General features: G+C 37.8%; 13 protein-coding genes. 8 read left to right on the top strand and 5 right to left on the bottom strand.

What is annotated here, in order from left to right:
• Position 1: 1 nt before the first annotated feature.
• The 6 genes from U859_RS0114575 to htpG all read left to right on the top strand — a co-directional run bounded on the left by U859_RS0114575 (position 2) and on the right by htpG (position 9,775).
• Positions 2-3,112, top strand: coding sequence for an efflux RND transporter permease subunit (locus tag U859_RS0114575; RefSeq protein ID WP_025144094.1), 3,111 nt, complete (start codon positions 2-4; stop codon positions 3,110-3,112).
• Position 3,113: 1 nt separating this feature from the next.
• Positions 3,114-4,424 (top strand): TolC family protein, encoded by a 1,311-nt coding sequence (locus U859_RS0114570; protein ID WP_025144093.1) that lies wholly within the window; start codon positions 3,114-3,116, stop codon positions 4,422-4,424.
• A 248-nt stretch (positions 4,425-4,672) separates the two neighbouring features.
• Positions 4,673-5,536, top strand: a complete 864-nt coding sequence (locus U859_RS0114565; protein ID WP_025144092.1) for an N-acetylglucosamine kinase — start codon at positions 4,673-4,675, stop codon at positions 5,534-5,536.
• Positions 5,537-5,652: 116 nt separating this feature from the next.
• Positions 5,653-6,045, top strand: coding sequence for a PleD family two-component system response regulator (locus U859_RS0114560; protein ID WP_025144091.1), 393 nt, complete (start codon positions 5,653-5,655; stop codon positions 6,043-6,045).
• Positions 6,046-6,144: 99 nt separating this feature from the next.
• The gene (locus U859_RS0114555; protein ID WP_025144090.1) at positions 6,145-6,885 is read left to right on the top strand and encodes a DUF4241 domain-containing protein; all 741 of its coding nucleotides are present in this window, start codon (positions 6,145-6,147) and stop codon (positions 6,883-6,885) included.
• A gap of 1,003 nt (positions 6,886-7,888) precedes the next feature.
• Complete coding sequence (gene htpG / locus U859_RS0114550) at positions 7,889-9,775, top strand: molecular chaperone HtpG (RefSeq protein WP_205314401.1); 1,887 nt, start codon at positions 7,889-7,891, stop codon at positions 9,773-9,775.
• 261 nt (positions 9,776-10,036) lie between these two features.
• Here the strand turns inward: htpG and U859_RS0114545 are convergent, their stop codons facing one another.
• Together U859_RS0114545 and U859_RS0114540 are read right to left on the bottom strand one after the other, a co-directional pair.
• Positions 10,037-10,531 carry a type I restriction enzyme HsdR N-terminal domain-containing protein gene (locus U859_RS0114545; RefSeq protein ID WP_051584703.1) on the bottom strand — a complete coding sequence of 165 codons (495 nt, stop codon included), beginning with the start codon at positions 10,529-10,531 and terminating at the stop codon, positions 10,037-10,039.
• Positions 10,532-10,552: 21 nt separating this feature from the next.
• Entirely contained in the window at positions 10,553-10,927 is a 375-nt protein-coding gene (locus U859_RS0114540) for a hypothetical protein (protein ID WP_025144088.1), read from the bottom strand.
• Positions 10,928-11,311: 384 nt separating this feature from the next.
• Here U859_RS0114540 and U859_RS0114535 point away from each other — a divergent pair, with 384 nt between their 5' ends.
• Complete coding sequence (locus tag U859_RS0114535; RefSeq protein WP_025144087.1) at positions 11,312-12,055, top strand: LytR/AlgR family response regulator transcription factor; 744 nt, start codon at positions 11,312-11,314, stop codon at positions 12,053-12,055.
• Between the two features lie 67 nt (positions 12,056-12,122).
• Here the strand turns inward: U859_RS0114535 and U859_RS32000 are convergent, their stop codons facing one another.
• Positions 12,123-12,269 (bottom strand): hypothetical protein, encoded by a 147-nt coding sequence (locus tag U859_RS32000; protein WP_162799938.1) that lies wholly within the window; start codon positions 12,267-12,269, stop codon positions 12,123-12,125.
• Positions 12,270-12,323: 54 nt separating this feature from the next.
• Entirely contained in the window at positions 12,324-12,473 is a 150-nt protein-coding gene (locus U859_RS31995) for a hypothetical protein (RefSeq protein WP_162799937.1), read from the bottom strand.
• Positions 12,474-12,618: 145 nt separating this feature from the next.
• Here U859_RS31995 and U859_RS0114525 point away from each other — a divergent pair, with 145 nt between their 5' ends.
• On the top strand, positions 12,619-13,734 hold the full coding sequence (locus U859_RS0114525) for a sensor histidine kinase (RefSeq protein WP_025144086.1): 1,116 nt from the start codon (positions 12,619-12,621) through the stop codon (positions 13,732-13,734).
• Here U859_RS0114525 and U859_RS0114520 read toward each other — a convergent pair.
• Positions 13,731-16,532, bottom strand: a complete 2,802-nt coding sequence (locus tag U859_RS0114520) for a lantibiotic dehydratase (RefSeq protein WP_025144085.1) — start codon at positions 16,530-16,532, stop codon at positions 13,731-13,733. The two genes, U859_RS0114525 and U859_RS0114520, sit on opposite strands and share 4 nt — an antisense overlap.
• Between the last annotated feature and the right edge of the window lie 458 nt (positions 16,533-16,990).

Here is a 16,990-nt window from a genome sequence, read left to right as displayed (position 1 = left end):
TATGAGTATCTCAACCACGAGTATAAAAAGGCCCGTTCTGGCCATTGTAATGAACTTATTGATTGTCCTTTTCGGGATAATCGGCTATACCTTTCTGGGTGTAAGGGAATATCCTTCTATCGATCCAACAGTGGTTTCGGTGAGAACATCTTACCCAGGCGCCAACTCAGATATCATCGAATCGCAGATTACCGAACCTTTAGAAAAATCAATCAATTCGATTGATGGGATCCGGAATATTTCTTCATCGAGTAACCAGGGTACCAGTAACATCACCATTGAGTTTAACCTTGATAAAAATATTGAAGAGGCGGCAAACGATGTCCGCGATAAAGTATCGCAGGCAGCACGTACTTTACCTAAAGATATCGACGGTTTACCAGTGGTAAGTAAGGCCGATGCAAACTCTGATCCGATTTTATCGATGACGATCCAGAGTGATAAACGAAATACCTTAGAATTAAGCGATTATGCAGAAAACGTAATTGCCGACCGTATCCAGACCATTCCAGGTGTAAGTAGTGTGCAGATTCAGGGGCAAAGGAAATATGCCATGCGTATCTGGATGGATCCTAATAAACTGAGTGCTTACGGTTTAACCTCGCAGGATATTGTTACCGCTTTGGATAACGAAAACGTGGAGCTTCCATCAGGAAAAATTACGGGTGCAACAACAGAGCTAACGGTAAAAACCCTTGGAAAACTGACCGATGAAAACCAGTTTAACAACCTGATCCTGAAATCAGACAGCAATCAGGTAATTAAGTTAAAAGATGTTGGTTATGCAGTTTTAGGCCCGGAAAACGAAGAAACCATTTTGCGCGAATCGGGCAAACCGATGGTGGCCATTGCCATTATTCCACAGCCTGGAGCCAATTATCTTGATATCAGTAAAGAGTTTTACAAACGTTTTGATAAATTAAAAGCTGATATTCCACAGGACATTAAGCTTAAAGTAGCTTTAGACAATACCTTGTTTATTAAACGTTCGGTAACAGAGGTGGCCGAAACCATTGGTTTATCACTGGTGCTGGTAATTCTGATCATTTACCTGTTTTTTAGGGATTGGGCCATTGCTTTCAGGCCATTGATTGATATTCCGGTATCGCTGGTTTTCACCTTCTTTATCATGTATGCCTTTGGCTTCTCGATAAACGTATTGAGTTTACTGGCCATTGTATTGGCTACAGGTTTGGTGGTAGATGATGGTATTGTGGTAACCGAAAATATCTTTAAAAAGGTTGAAGAGGGCATGTCGCCATTTGAGGCAGCCATTAAAGGATCAAACGAAATCTTTTTTGCCGTAATTTCCATTTCCATTACCCTTGCAGCAGTATTCTTACCGGTAATTTTCTTACAGGGTTTTGTGGGGCGTTTATTCCGGGAATTTGGAGTGGTAATCGGCGCTGCCGTATTGGTATCAGCCTTTGTATCGCTTACTTTAACCCCAATGCTGAATGCTTACCTGATGAAAAAAGGGGGGCATAAACCATCAAGGTTTTACAATTGGACAGAACCTTACTTTGTGAAGTTAAACAATGCGTACGAATCGAATCTGAATAAATTTTTAGATAAAAGATGGCTTTCCATTCCGATTATTCTGGTGTGTATGGGCTTAATTTTCTTATTCTGGAAGATTTTACCAAAAGAAACTGCTCCCTATGATGATAGAAGCGCAATCAATATCAACGTAACTACGCCAGAAGGTGCATCTTTTACCTATACGGATCAGTTTATCATGAAACTGAACCAATTGGTGATTGATTCTGTTCCGGAGAAAAATGTAAACATTACCATTACCTCTCCGGGTTTTGGTGGATCAGGTTCAGTAAACTCAGGTTTTGTGAGGATGGGTTTGATATATCCGGAAGAGCGTGAACGTTCGCAAAAGGATATTGCCGATATGCTCACCCGCATCACCAAAAAATATGCCGAGGGCAAAACCATCGTTAACCAGCAGCCTACCATTTCGGTTGGTCGCCGGGGAGGCTTACCGATCAGTTATATTATTCAGGCGCAGAATTTCGAAAAGCTAAGGGAGAAAATTCCTTTGTTTATGGATGCCGTATCTAAAGATCCTACTTTTACCGTTTCGGATGTGAACCTGAAATTTAACAAACCCGAAATTAACCTGACGATTGATCGTGATAAGGCCAAAAATTTAGGTGTTTCCATCTCTGCCATCGCCCAAACCTTAAATCTGGGGTTAAGCGGACAAAGGTTCTCGTACTTCTTCATGAATGGTAAACAATACCAGGTAATCGGTCAGTTTGACCGTGGCGACAGAAAAGATCCATTGGATTTAAGTTCGGTTTACGTACGTAATGATAAAGGCGAACTGGTTCAGCTGGATAACGTAGTTACCGCTAAAGAAGAAAGCAGTCCGCCGCAATTATACAGGAACAATCGTTTTATCGCTGCCACCGTTTCAGCTGGCTTAGCCCCAGGAAAAAGCATTGGTGAAGGTATTGATGCCATGGATGCCATATCTAAAAAAGTACTGGACGAAACCTTCTCTACCGATTTGAGTGGAGAATCGCGGGATTTTAAAGAAAGTTCATCAAACACTTTCTTTGCCTTCGGTTTAGCCCTCTTACTCGTTTATTTAATCCTTTCGGCACAGTTTGAGAGTTTTAAAGATCCGATTATCATCATTTTAACCGTACCAATGGCCGTAGCAGGTGCATTTTTATCACTGTGGCTTTGCGGACAGAGCTGGAATATTTTCAGCCAGATCGGAACCATTATGTTAATTGGTTTAGTAACTAAAAACGGTATTTTGATTGTCGAATTTGCCAACCAGTTAAAAGAAAAAGGCACTCCCATCCCGGAAGCCATACGAGAAGCCGCTGTTTCGCGCTTGCGCCCGATTTTAATGACCAGTTTAGCCATTGCGATTGGTGCCTTACCTATTGCCTTGGCTTTAGGCGCCGCTGCAAAAAGCAGGATGAGTATGGGAACCGTAATTGTGGGTGGAACATTGTTCTCGCTGGTATTAACCTTATTTGTAATCCCGGCCATTTACTCTTATTGGGCAAAACCATACAAACCAAACAAGGAATTAAAAGAAGCCCATCGTTTTGAACAAGAAGCTTTACACACAGAAGAATAAGATGAGCAAGAAATTAAAAATATTGATCCTGTTGTTAAGCCTATCGCTTTCGGGCTTTGCACAAGAGAAACTAAGCTTACAAGAGGCCATAACAATTGCCTTACAGAATAATTACGACATAAAAATCAGCAAAAACCAGATCGATATTGCAAAAAACAATGCCAATATCGGTAATGCAGGGATGTTGCCTAATTTATCAGGAAGTTATACCAATGGTGGAAGTATCCAAAATACCCGTCAAACGCCTGCAACAGGTCCTGACCGGGTGATTACGGGTGCAAAAAGTACCAATAATAGCTACGGTGCCGACTTAAACTGGACCATTTTTGACGGTTTTAGCATGTTTGCCAATTACGATCGTTTGAAAGAACTGCAAAAACAGGGTGAACTTAATTCGCGATTAACCATTTTAACCACCGTTGCCGATGTAATTACCGCTTATTATGATGTAGTGCGGCAACAACAGCTTGTTATTGCTGCCGATAGTGCTATGGATGTTTCTGTGTTGCGTACCAATATTGCTAAAACCAAATTACAATTGGGTCGCGGTTCAAAACTTGATGTACTAACAGCACAGGTGGATTACAATACCGATACCTCAAATTACCTGCAAACTAAAAATGCCCTGCAAGTGGCTAAAGTGCGGTTAAACCAGTTGATGGTTAGGGATATCGGCACTTCATTTTCGGTGGATAATAATATCGATGTTGATAAAGGCCTTTTATTTAGCAAGATGGCCGAAATGGCCGAACAGCAAAATCCGAATGTACAAAATGCCTTTATTAACCAGCGCATTGCCTCTTTAAACTTAAAATCTGTGCGCGGGGCAAGATATCCATCTATCAGTTTAAATTCTGGTTACAGCAGGGCAAACAGTACCAGTCCAACAGGCTTTAACCAGAAATTTGCCGCAAACGGATTTACCTATGGGGTTACTGCAAGCCTTAATTTATTTAACGGTTTTTTACAAAGACAAAATGAGCGCAATGCCAGGATAGACATTGAAAACTCGACTTTAACCTTAAGCAAAACCAAACTCGATGTAAATTCGCAATTGCTCACAGCTTATCAAAATTACAGCACTTATCTGGATCTGATTAAATTAGAACAGCGCAATGTAGATATTGCAAAAGAAAATCTTGATATCACACTGGCAAAATACCGCTTGGGCAGCATCGCTCCTTTAGAGTTAAGAGAAGCACAACGCAACGCCATTGACGCACAAAATCGTTTTATCGAAATGCAATATCAGGCTAAAATAGCAGAAACCAATTTAAAAGCAATTAGCGGAAATATAGATTTATCAAAATAGTTCATTTATTTAATGGTCATTCGTTCATTGGTTTGCAGTAGCTCAAGATCGCATAAAGTCTCTGAGTGATAAATTATTTATCCTAAACTAAATGCGCCAGGCACTAAACGCGCAACTAGTTCATTGGTAATTGATTGATCATTTGTTATTGATGATTGTTTATTTTTTTATTAACTAAAATGGTTTAACAGAAGTAAAGAAATTATTGCAATCATAAAATTCTGTAATTAATTTTTATATTTAATCCCATGATACTTGTTGCAGATAGTGGCTCATCAAAAACGGATTGGATGGGCTATCATAATGGCGAAACCATTAAATTTAGCACTCCCGGAATAAACCCTTATTTCTTAAGTGAGCAGGAAATTACCAAACTGATTACCAAAAATGAATTCTTGATCCAGTATGCCAGCGATGTTAAGGAAATATACTTTTTTGGCGCCGGTTGCTCTTCACCTGATAAACACGAAGTGGTTTCCAATGGCTTATCGGCTGTTTTTGAAAATGCTTTTATCTCTGTAGATCATGATCTTTTAGGCTCTGTATATGCCACCTGCGGAAATGCTGAAGGCTTAAACTGTATTTTAGGTACAGGATCTAATATCTGTTATTTTGACGGCAAAAAGATTCACGATGGCCACCATGGCCTGGGTTATGTACTGGGTGATGAAGGCTCTGGTACTTTTTTCGGAAAAAAGGTGCTTTTAAGCTATTTGTATAATAAAATGCCAGCCAATTTAGCGGCAGAGTTTAAAAAAACTTTTCCTTCCGAAAAGGAACAGATTATTACCAATGTTTACCAAAAGCCTTTTCCAAATATTTATTTAGCCGGATTTAGCCGTTTCATGGCCAATCATAAAGACCATCCCTTTATCCAGGATATTCTTCGTACAGGATTTCAGGAATTTGTTGATACGAATGTTAAAGATTACCCGAAACATAAAAGTGTTCCATGCCATTTTGTTGGATCAATTGCGTATTACTATCAGGATTCATTGATTTCGGTATTGCTTGAAAACGGTATTGAGCCGGGAAAAATCTTACAAAAGCCAATTGAAGAGCTGTTCAATTTCATCTTGCAAAAAGAAGGCATTATACAGCAGGCCAGTTAAAGCTGAAATCTATTTTCGGGCAATTATAAATTTATTGTTAAAATATTCTTAAGATTGTAAACATAACAACACAAAACATTGTTATAATTTTAATAGCATATAAATTGCTAGCACATATGAAGAGAATACTGGTAGTAGACGATGATATTGAGGTTTTAGAAACCATACAATTGATACTGGAAATCGGAGGCTTTAAGGTCTCAGCACTTAGTGATGGTGAAGAAATTTTCAACAGGATTGAAAATTTTAACCCAGATTTAATTTTACTCGATATTTCTCTTGGCCATATAGATGGGCGTGTGTTATGCGAACAGTTAAAATCGATCGAAAGCACTTCTAAAATACCCATTTTATTGATTTCAGGTTTGTACGATCCGAAAGATTTCACCACTCTGAATTACGGTCAGGATGATTTCTTATCAAAACCGTTCCAAATGGATGTGCTGCTTAAAAAGATTTCCAAAATACTGTCACTGGAAGAAGATAAACCAAGTTTTCATTTGAATTAATTTCCAATCGGATTAAAATATTTAGCCAGAAAGACCTTAAATTTTTCTGGCTTTTTTATTTTTATAGCAAATCTATCTGTTTAAACAAAAATTACTATCATGAAACCAAGTGAAGCGTGGTTAAAAACCTGGAATGAAAAACGTAACCTGTTGGCATGCCCTAATAACCTTAACGATTATTTCGAAGAAACAACAGTAGCAGGCAAAACAATCGATCACCTTGAACTCGGAAGTGTTTCCATCCCAACTGGAGATATTTTAGTCCGCGATCCATTGGTTTATATCCAAAAAGATGCCGAGCCGTACCTGATTAAAGTACCAACAGGCGAATTTCCCGTTACTGCTGCTGTAGTGGTACCCGACGATAATGATGAGGATTGTGCCCGTTATGCCGCGGTTAAGGTACAGTTTACCGCTTATGATGCGATCAGGTTTGAAGAAGCATTAATCGGAACTGAAGACCTTGTTGATTTTAGCGAAGGTGAATTTTTCGGCTTTAATGTAGATGCTGGTTTAGGTTGTGTTTTAGATAAGGAAACACTAAAATATTTCTGTGCCTTTCAGGATAAATTCCATAGCGAAAACCCAGGCAAAAATTTGTACGATGATTATTTTGCTGTACTTTTTGCCGCTAACTACGCTGAAAACCCAATTTATCAACGCGAGGCCGGCGACTGGATTAACTGGAAAATCCCAGGAACTGATTATCACATTCCATTTTTCCAGAGTGGTTTTGGTGATGGCACCTATCCTGTTTATTATGGTTTTGATGTTGCAGGTAATGTTTGCTCGCTAATTATCCAGTTTATTGATATTGAACTGGCTTACAGTGAGGAGTAGATAATGATTACTGAGATTACTAGTGGTCCGTGGAGACACAGACCACGGAGTCTAAAATGACTTCCCTTATGGTGCCACACGAGGGGAAACCCCTCCTATCAGCACAGCATTAACTGCACTAAACCCGATGGGACGAATGCCAATCCTTCAATTGGCAGGAGGTACAGCGGGACGAACAATAATTGAAACACAGGTTTTGCTTTTCAAATGATTAGCTAAACCAAAAAATAATTAGGTTACTAATGGTCTGTGGGGACACAGACCCTGGAATCAGATAATGATTACTGAGATTACTAGTGGTCCGTGGAGACACAGACCACGGAATCTAAAATGACTTCCCTTATGGTGCAACAAGAGGGGAAACACCTCCTATCAGCACAGCATTAACTGCACTAAACCCGATGGGACGGATGCCAATCCTTCAATTGGCAGGAGGTACAGCGGGACGAACAATAATTGAAACACAGGTTTTGCTTTTCAAATGATTAGCTAAACCAAAAAATAATTAGGTTATTAATGGTCTGTGGGGACACAGACCTTGGAATCAGATAATGATTACTGAGATTACTAATGGTCTGTAGGACACATACCACGGAATCTAAAATGACTTCCCTTATGGTGCCACACGAGGGGAAACCCCTCCTATCAGCACAGAATCAACTGCACTAAACCCGATAGGACGGATGCCAATCCTTCAATTGGCAGGAGGTACAGCGGGACTAAAAATAATTAAAACACAGGTTTTGCTTTTCAAATGATTAGCTAAACCAAAAAATAATTAGGTTATTAATGGTCTGTGGGGACACAAACCATGGATTAAATAATTAGGTTACTAATGGTCTGTGGGGACACAGGCCATGGAATCAAAAATTCATCATTCTTCTATATTGACCTTTATCCATCTCACGTTTTCCATCTCACCTCCTACTGTCATTTTGGCAAACAAATTCTTTTGGAACAAGCCTTGTTATGCCTGATATAGATTTAAACAATTTATTTACGTATGAGCATACAGGAAAAAGGAAATATCTCGATACATACCGAGAACATCTTCCCGATAATTAAGAAGTTTTTATACTCTGATAACGAAATTTTTCTTCGTGAATTGGTTTCTAACGCAGTAGATGCGGTTCAGAAAATCAAAAGATTAGGTTCATTAGGTCAGTTTAGCGGCGAAGTGGGCGCACCATTGGTACAGGTTGCTGTTGATAAAGAAGCAAAAACCATTACCATTAGCGATAATGGTTTGGGAATGACTGCCGAAGAAATAAAAAAATACATCAATCAGGTTGCATTTTCTGGCGCAAGTGAGTTTGTAGAGAAATTTAAAGATGCTAAAGATGCAAACGAAATCATCGGTAAATTTGGTTTAGGTTTCTATTCGGCCTTTATGGTGGCTGATTTAGTTGAAATTCAAACTTTATCATACCAGGATGGCGCAGAGCCTGCACGTTGGGTTTGCGATGGCAGTACCGAATTCGAGATAACTGAAGGCACTAAAACGACCAGAGGTACCGATATCATCCTTCACGTGAACAAAGATTCTGAAGAGTTTTTGGAAGAAAGTAAACTTCAGGAAATATTGGATAAATACGCTAAGTTTTTACCTGTTCCGATTAAGTTTGGTACCAAAACAGAATCTGTTGAAGATGGCGTTGATGAAGAAGGTAAAGCAAAATATAATGATGTTGAGGTTGATAACATTATCAATACCACCAACCCAATCTGGACAAAAGCTCCTGCAGATTTGTCAGACGAGGATTATTTAAGCTTTTACCGCGAATTATATCCATTTAGCGAAGAGCCATTATTCTGGATCCACCTTAATGTTGATTATCCATTTAATTTAACCGGTGTATTGTATTTCCCTAAGTTGAAAAACGACTTTGAAATGCAGCGCAACAAAATCAAGCTTTACTCACGCCAGGTTTTCATTACTGATGAGGTTAAAGATATTGTACCTGAGTTTTTAATGTTATTGCATGGGGTAATCGATTCGCCTGATATTCCGTTAAACGTATCACGTAGTTTCTTACAGGCCGATAGCAACGTTAAAAAGATCAACAATTACATTACCAAAAAGGTTGCTGATAAATTAGCTGAACTGTTTGCTAAAGATCGTAAAGCTTACGAAGACAAATGGAAAGATATTGGTCTTTTTGTAAAATACGGTATGATCAGCGAAGAGAAGTTTTACGATAAAGCCAAAGATTTTGCTTTGGTTGGAAACACTAAAAACGAACTTTTCACCCTTCCTGAGTATAAAGAAAAGGTATCTCCTTTACAAACTGATAAAAACGGCACAGTGGTTTATTTATATACCAACGATGCTTCAAAACAGGATGCTTTTATCCAATCGGCCAATAAAAAAGATTACGATGTTTTGGTATTGGATTCACCTATAGACAACCACTTTATCAACCAGTTAGAGCAAAAACTAGAAAAAACATCGATTAAACGTGTTGACTCTAGCGTTGCAGATAAGTTAATAGAGAAAGACGAGCAAAACGAACACGTTTTAACTGAAGATCAGGTTAAGGAAGTAACCACCATTTTCGAAAAAGCGATTACCAAACCAGGTATGCAGGTAGAAATTGTGGCTTTACACCCTGAAGAACTACCGGTAACCATTACCATGGATGAATTTATGCGCCGTATGAAAGACATGGCTGCTATGGGCGGTGGAATGGGCTTTTATGGCCAGATGCCAGATAGCTACAAAGTTGCCATTAACGGAAACCATAAGTTGATCAGTAAGATTTTAAAGTCTGACGAAGCAGAACAAAGCACTTTAGCCAAACAAGCGATAGATTTAGCGCTATTGGCTCAGGGCATGTTAACTGGTGCAGAACTTACAGCATTTGTAAGCAGAAGCGTAGAACTGATTTAATCGCGTAATACGGAACAATAAAAAAGAGGGTGTTCGGAGAAAATCCGGACATCCTCTTTTTTTGCGCTGAGCGTTTCGTGTTTGGCGATAAGCGTTTACGTTTAACGCTTATTTCGTCAACTAATGATTAATAATTGTAGCTCAAAGTTAACCGATTCAAACAATTAAGCAATTAAGTTTTCCAGCAACAAAAAAAGTCCCAATCGTTTGATCGGGACTCTTTTAAGGCATTCAGGAATAAATTCTCTGAAGGATATTGTTCTAGCTCGCTAAAGGAGCTTGTTTATGATCTACATTGAAATAATCTTTATGTTCTTCGATCATTTTTGCAATGGTAGCAGCTTTGGTATCGGTAATTTTAAACTCGAACAAAGGCTCCTGGTTTTTCTTTGATCTCACCATTTTCTCTGTGTAGAAACGGTAAACCAAACCATTGGTTAATAAACCATATTTAGCTTTTGTTTTACGGAAATATTTAGATAAGCGTGAATCGTGGATATCTAAATTATCGTTATGGTGTTTGCACTCTACCAAAATTGTAGGCTCACCATCTTTCATAATGGTATAATCAACCTTTTTGCTTTTTTTAACCCCAAAATCTAATACCGCTTCAGACTGAACCTCAGAAGGGTCAAATCCTAAGATTTGGATAAAAGGCATTACCAAAGCGTTCCTTGTTAAATCTTCAGATTGAACTTGTGGAAGCATTTTCTTGATTCTTACGGCAAATTGCCCTATTTCGTCTTTTAATTCCATGTTATATATCTTTTATAGGTGTTAGTTTTTTAAATTATACTGGTTAAATACCGAATTTGCTGTGATAATGATCTGATCTAAACTTTGCTTATCAAAAAAGTTCCTGTTCAGCATATCTACCATATAAGTCAACTTGTTAATATCAGTGGCTTTCATGCTAAACTGAAAGCTTTTTAATCCGTCTTTAATGGCTTGCTGAACATAGTTACGAACAACCAAAAAAGATTTTCTGAATGCATAATCGCTATCGAGTTTTCCGTTTACAAGGCTTGGCATATCCAAGTTGCTGTATTCGTTTTGCATTCTCTGATACATATCAGCGTTGATTCCCTGGCTTTTAAGAATCCCCTTGTAATAGATTTTGTTAAGTAAGTACTCGTATTCGTTGTGTTTCATTTGGAGGTAGATAGATGTAGGGGAATATTTCTTGTTTTTCGGTATTTCTTCTTTTTTTAAACTTTAATAAAATCTGTAACCCAGTGTTGTATGGCCTGTTTTTATTTTCTTATCCACAGGCTACACAATAATGGGCAGGTAGATGTTTAATTTTAATCCGGGGCTTTTAACTCCCTGATTGTTTTGTTTTTGGCAAACAGTTTAAAGATTACAAAAAGAAGCGTGCTGAATAATTTTTTTACATCAACCCCTCAGAATATTACACGAAACCAGTAAGTTTTTTAGATGAAACGGATTCAAGATTTTTTTTAGCCCATTTGCTAAATCAATTCATTTTTATTTAACTTGCATTCAAATCAAATCAAAACAAACATATTTAAAATCATGAATCTAAAATGCGTTGTTATAGACGACGAGCAACATGCAATTGAGGTGCTAACTGACCATATTGCAGAAATGCCGGGGCTAACCATTTTTAAGACCTTTACCAGCCCAGTGCAGGCACTTATGGAGATCAGCATCGACGATGAGATTGATTTATTGTTTATGGATATAGACATGCCTGGCATCAATGGTTTAGAACTTGCCAAGAATATCAGGGAAAAAGCAAAGTATTTGATTTTTACCACTGCCCATCCAGATTATGCCCTACAGGCATTTGATGTACAATCAGATCAGTATTTACTTAAACCCATTTCGTTCGCAAAATTTGCTTTGGGCATTGACCGTATTTTAAAGAAAGAGGCCAACAATGCTAAAGTTACTACAAAAGAAACCGAGCAGGCAGCAGCACTTTATATCAAAGGCGATCATAAATATGCTTTTTCAAATATCGCAATTGATGAAATACTTTACATTAAAGCCTTACAAAATTATATCCAGATTATAACCAAATCTGAAACCCACACCACCTATCTTACACTAAAAGAGATTGAAAAGGCCTTAGAAACGCACGCTTTTATAAGGGTTAATAAATCGAATATCGTTGCTAAATCAGCGATTAAAAAGGTAGATGGAAATATTATCCGTTTAGTAAACAATGAAATGATACAGATTGGCGAAGGCTATAAAGAAGCTTTCTTCGCCTATGTTCAGAGCAGTTTACTCAAATCGAACCGAAACCAGTAAATTAGATTCACATCGACCCGGCTGATCCTTACTATATTATGGTTTTGATCTACTGGCAGAATAATAATTAATTTGGAAACTCCATGATAAAACTTGTCATTACAGTATGACTTTGATCTCCTGTTGGATTGGTTGAGTAAGCATTTTGAGCTTTGATGTTTTTATAAACAAAAACAGTTTTTTTAGCAAGTTTAGTAGTATTTTGAGTTTTCATGGTATTAAGTATTAAATATGATGATATATTATTAAAATAAGGTAATTATGGAAATTAAAATTCCATGATAAAACTTGTCATTGCACTATGGCTTTGATCTCCTGTTGGACTAGTTGCGTAGTTGTTTTGAGCTTTGATGTTTTTATAAACAAAAACAGTTTTTTTAGAAAGTTTAGCTGAAGTATTTGTGTGTTGAGCTTTCATAATATGATATATGTAATTCTTGTTATTATCGTTGTTATTAATTTTCTGTAAAGATGCACCTCAAAACCACACGCAACCAGTTTTTTACACAAACCCCTACTTTTGGGAGATAAAAGCCCCATTTCAATAGATTAAAGAGAAAAAAATGAACTTTTTACACTTAAAAATATTCTACGAAAAGTATAAGTTTCACCTGTTGGTATGGAGTCTTTACATCGTTTATGAGGTATTTATTCTTGGTTTAACCACAAATCGATTCAGAGAGCCGGGAGCCTATCTACTTGTTTACATCGTTAATATTTTAACATTCTATACCTATGGTTTTTTACTAAAAAAGATATTAAAAACGGGATCAAATGCTTTAAAAATTTTAAAGGTTACCCTACTCATTACAGTAATAATTTTCGCATACGTCGTTTCTACATTTCTTCTTATTATCTTATTCGAAAAAATAAGTTTAATTAAAACAAACCCGGCCAGATCCTTTGACCGGGAATTAATATTATCCTGTGTCTATCGGTCAATATTATTTATTGGTTATTCTACAGGTTATGTTTATATCATTAAATCATTTCAGGATCAAAAGAAGGTTGAAGCGCTTGAAAGACTGAACCTGATTACCCAGCTCGAGAAACAAGCTTTAGAGAACGATCTGGTGCAATCGCAAAATAATTATCTGCGCAGTCAGATCAATCCGCACTTTCTATTCAACACCTTAAACTTTATTTATAACGACGCCCGTAAAAAGGCACCCATGGCAGCAGATGCGATTATGAATCTTGCTGAAATGATGCGCTATGCACTAAAACGCCCTGAAGCATCAGAAATGGTTCCTTTAAGTGAAGAAATTGAGCAAATTGAGCATTTAATCAATCTTCATAAACTCCGGACAGCTAACACGATTAATCTGGAACTTGAAGTAACGGGAGATTTATTTGGGTTAAGGTTTCCACCCCTTATTTTATTAACTTTAGTAGAGAACATATTTAAGCACGGAAATGTTTCACACTCTACACAACCCGCGTTAATTAAAATTGTTTACGAAAAAGATAATCTCCATATCAGCACGATAAACATGATTAATGATAATAAGGGAAAACAAACTGAAAGTCATCATGTTGGTATCGAAAACATCGGCAAGCGCCTGAATAATTTTTACGGCAACGATTATGTATTCAGGTACTATAAAGACCCGCTTAACCGTTACATTACAGAAATTGAAGTTACTGTAATTAACCCAATGGCGAGGCTAAACCGTTAATTGTTAATGGCATTTTGCCGTTGAATATCTTTTAATATAAAGTAATACATTACCATCTCATGTGTTCTTTGGTCTTTATTAAAGAGCCTGTTTACATGCATGTGCATTAAATCGCTGAACAGCTTAACACGTTTTTCGGGCAGCACCTGTTTAAGGATACCGATAAAGGAAGCTGAAAATTCCTCGAACTGCTGTTCTTGCGCCGGGGTCAGTTCAGCAAATTCGGTTTTTCTGAACTGCTGATAGTGATTGTTGAGCTGTTTAAAGCCGGCTGCATCTAATTGGTGTTCGCGGTTGAAAGAATCTGATAAGGACCTGATTACTTTTCCTGCAGTCTGCTGATCAAACAATCCTGCTTTAATGATTTCGGATAACAGGTTTGCACATAGTTTGTATTTACCAAAATGATCGGGCTGTGTTTCGAAAAGGGACAGTACAAATTCACTATCTGTAGCAAAATGTTTTTCAACCTGCTCAATGATGTCGCTGCCATAACGCTCGAGTTCGCGCTTATATGTTTTAATCTGCACATCAGACACCAGCCCCGAATTTAAAAATACGGTCAGGTTATCCATTAAGCCAGCTGTTAGCGCTTGCGTTTTAAGTTTATCGTTTAAAAGCACCCTAAACCTGATGTGGTTTCCATTTTCATTATAACGGATAAAAAACCAGGAACTAATATCAGCCGAATGATTGGCTAAAAACGGGGCTATTACTTCAGCTAAAATCTGATCAGACCTTTGCTGGTGGCAAAAAATCTCGAAATAAAGCCATGCTGTTCCTGGCGGGAAATACCGGATTACACCAGTATGCTCTACCTGAGGCAATAAAGCATTATAAATTTTCTCTCCGTGATTGATATTTAAAACAAACTGCGCCAAATACGGCTTATCCACCTCATCTACAACGATACTATTTTGGGGCAGATTTGCTTCTTCGATATACAAAGAGGTGTGTTTCTGCATGTATTGAAGAAAAGCACCAAGATCATCATCACTATGCAAGGCGAAACACAGGGTTTGATCGGATACGCCGGCTTTAAAATAATTGCTCACGCCTATATTTAAAAGATGGGCACGGCAAAGTACGATTGATAAAAATTTTGAGTCTTTACCTAAAAGATCTTCTTTTTTAATTTTCCACTTGCAGGTACTTAATACTATATTTTGATATTGGAGCCGCGGATAATAATCAAGATCAGGAAACAGATTATCGAGTGGTAACGAAAGACTGGTAACCAGCCCCTGATGTTGCAAATCGCACAAAAGCCTAAATACCGAAAGATCTGAACGGGAATAGTTATAAGCAGAGGCCATTCTAGGCACCAAACGTTTATTTAAACGGCGTGAACGGAGCACAACCTCTGTTCCCTTAACCGAAAGCTGAATATCGTTTAAGCTGAGTGGATCTTCGGAAGTATCAAAATTCAATATGGATAGCTCGTGGCCGTAAATAAGTTTCCGGCGGTTTACATTATCAATATTGGTTTCTACCATGTAACCTACATCAAAAAACAACACATCAGGATTGGCTTCTTGCTCGGCTGCAGCAATGTTTTTAGCATAAGTTTCAACAGCTTCATCGGCCATGGTAAACCTGCCCGTTAGTGCGTTGGCAGTTGCTCCCCCTATCTGCTCAGTAAAAATCAACTCATCATGTACAGAGAGGAGCATACTGAATGAATTGGGCAGCGGCCTCGGGTTTTCATTTGGTTTTATTGTAAGCTTATTTAAAAACACCGGTTTACCTTTTTCAAAACTTTGCGCAGTGATGCTGTTTTTAAGTACTGATTTAATGCTATCGGTATCGCTCTCCTTTTTGCCCGACTTATTATTTAATTTCGATATAAAATCATCATTTTCTCCGGTTTGTTCGAGCTGGTCATAACCAACACCCATTTCGGGATCTAATGCCAGTAAAAGCGGTACTTCCTGATCTTCGAATTTCTTTTTAAACTTTGTTATAAACTGGCTTAGCGCTTCGCGCTCGCTATTTGGCATAATACCATGAAGCACTTTGATCAATCCGGGAACAGCATAAAGCAGTTGTTCTTTTAAATGTCCGGTTTTTACACTTCTTTGGGCAATCAGGTATTTTGGTAAATCCTGTGCACTGGTAAGCCCTAAGCGTTCGAAATAGTCTTTTCCGATGATATTGGGATCGTAATTGGTAAATATGAGCTGTAGGTCGTGCATATCCTGAAGCAACCCAAAAAGGTTTTCTACTTCTTCGTTTTTTAAATTGAGTAGCTGGATAAGTTCGTTAATACGGATTGGTTTTATACAGGCATCCAATATCTGTTTTACAAAATCATCTTCATCAAGCTCTGCAAGTTCGAAAACCCCATCGGTGCAGGCAATATAGCGGATACTACTAGGTGTAAAATAATAACTGCTATTACTGAATAACATGCAGTTTTTTTTAAGCAACCCGGCTAATGGAAGTTGAATGTTGTTTTTATAAGGCCAATCAACCAGCTCGCAGATTTTTTGTTCTTCTTCTATTATAATCTTACCGTCTGATGGTTTAATACCATCGTTTAACAAGCTAAAACCTGCAAATGTACCATAAGGTGTGGGGCGGAATTTTGCCCGGTTAAAGTATTTCCATATGGTAAAGTACACTTTTGGAGGCAGGCTTTGTAGTTGGTTTGCTTCTACATCCTTTATGTTTTCGTAAAAGGCAGCTGAAGATATGGCGATTGCTTTTTTTAATTCCTCCCAACAATCGGCAAGTTCAGATTGATATGAAAATTTAGGTGTTCTAAAAATTATGTTGGGTTGAATATTAAGCTTCATCGGATTTAAATGGTGCGGGGAAATTACAAAGATTAATTTAATTATCGGTTTTCAGTTCACAGTTGGCGGTTCTCGGTCTATTTTAATCTCAAAATACAAAATCTGCTGGAATAAATGTGCGCAAGGGGGTTCCGCAGATTACACTGATTTACGCAGATTTAAATTTTTCTTAGCCAAACGCTGTTCATCTTCCCACGAACCTATAATTAATTTAAATTTTGATCTGTGAGAACACGGCACAGAGGCGGAGACAATGTTATAAATTTAAGCCATTGGCACAGGTAAAATAATTTAACCACAACTTGTCCCGATTTCGGGAGATAAAAAGGATGCTTGCTAGTCGGGATTTGTAATCCCGTCTGAATGGACTAAGGATTTTCAATCCTTTATTTAGCAGATTAAAATCCACAGTACAACAGGTCGGGATTGCAAATCCCAACCAATAACAAAAAAGCCAT

This window comes from Pedobacter jeongneungensis, from assembly GCF_000633455.1.
Taxonomy (GTDB): Bacteria; Bacteroidota; Bacteroidia; order Sphingobacteriales; family Sphingobacteriaceae; genus Pedobacter; species Pedobacter jeongneungensis_A.
This window is presented reverse-complemented; position numbering and strand designations above follow the sequence as displayed.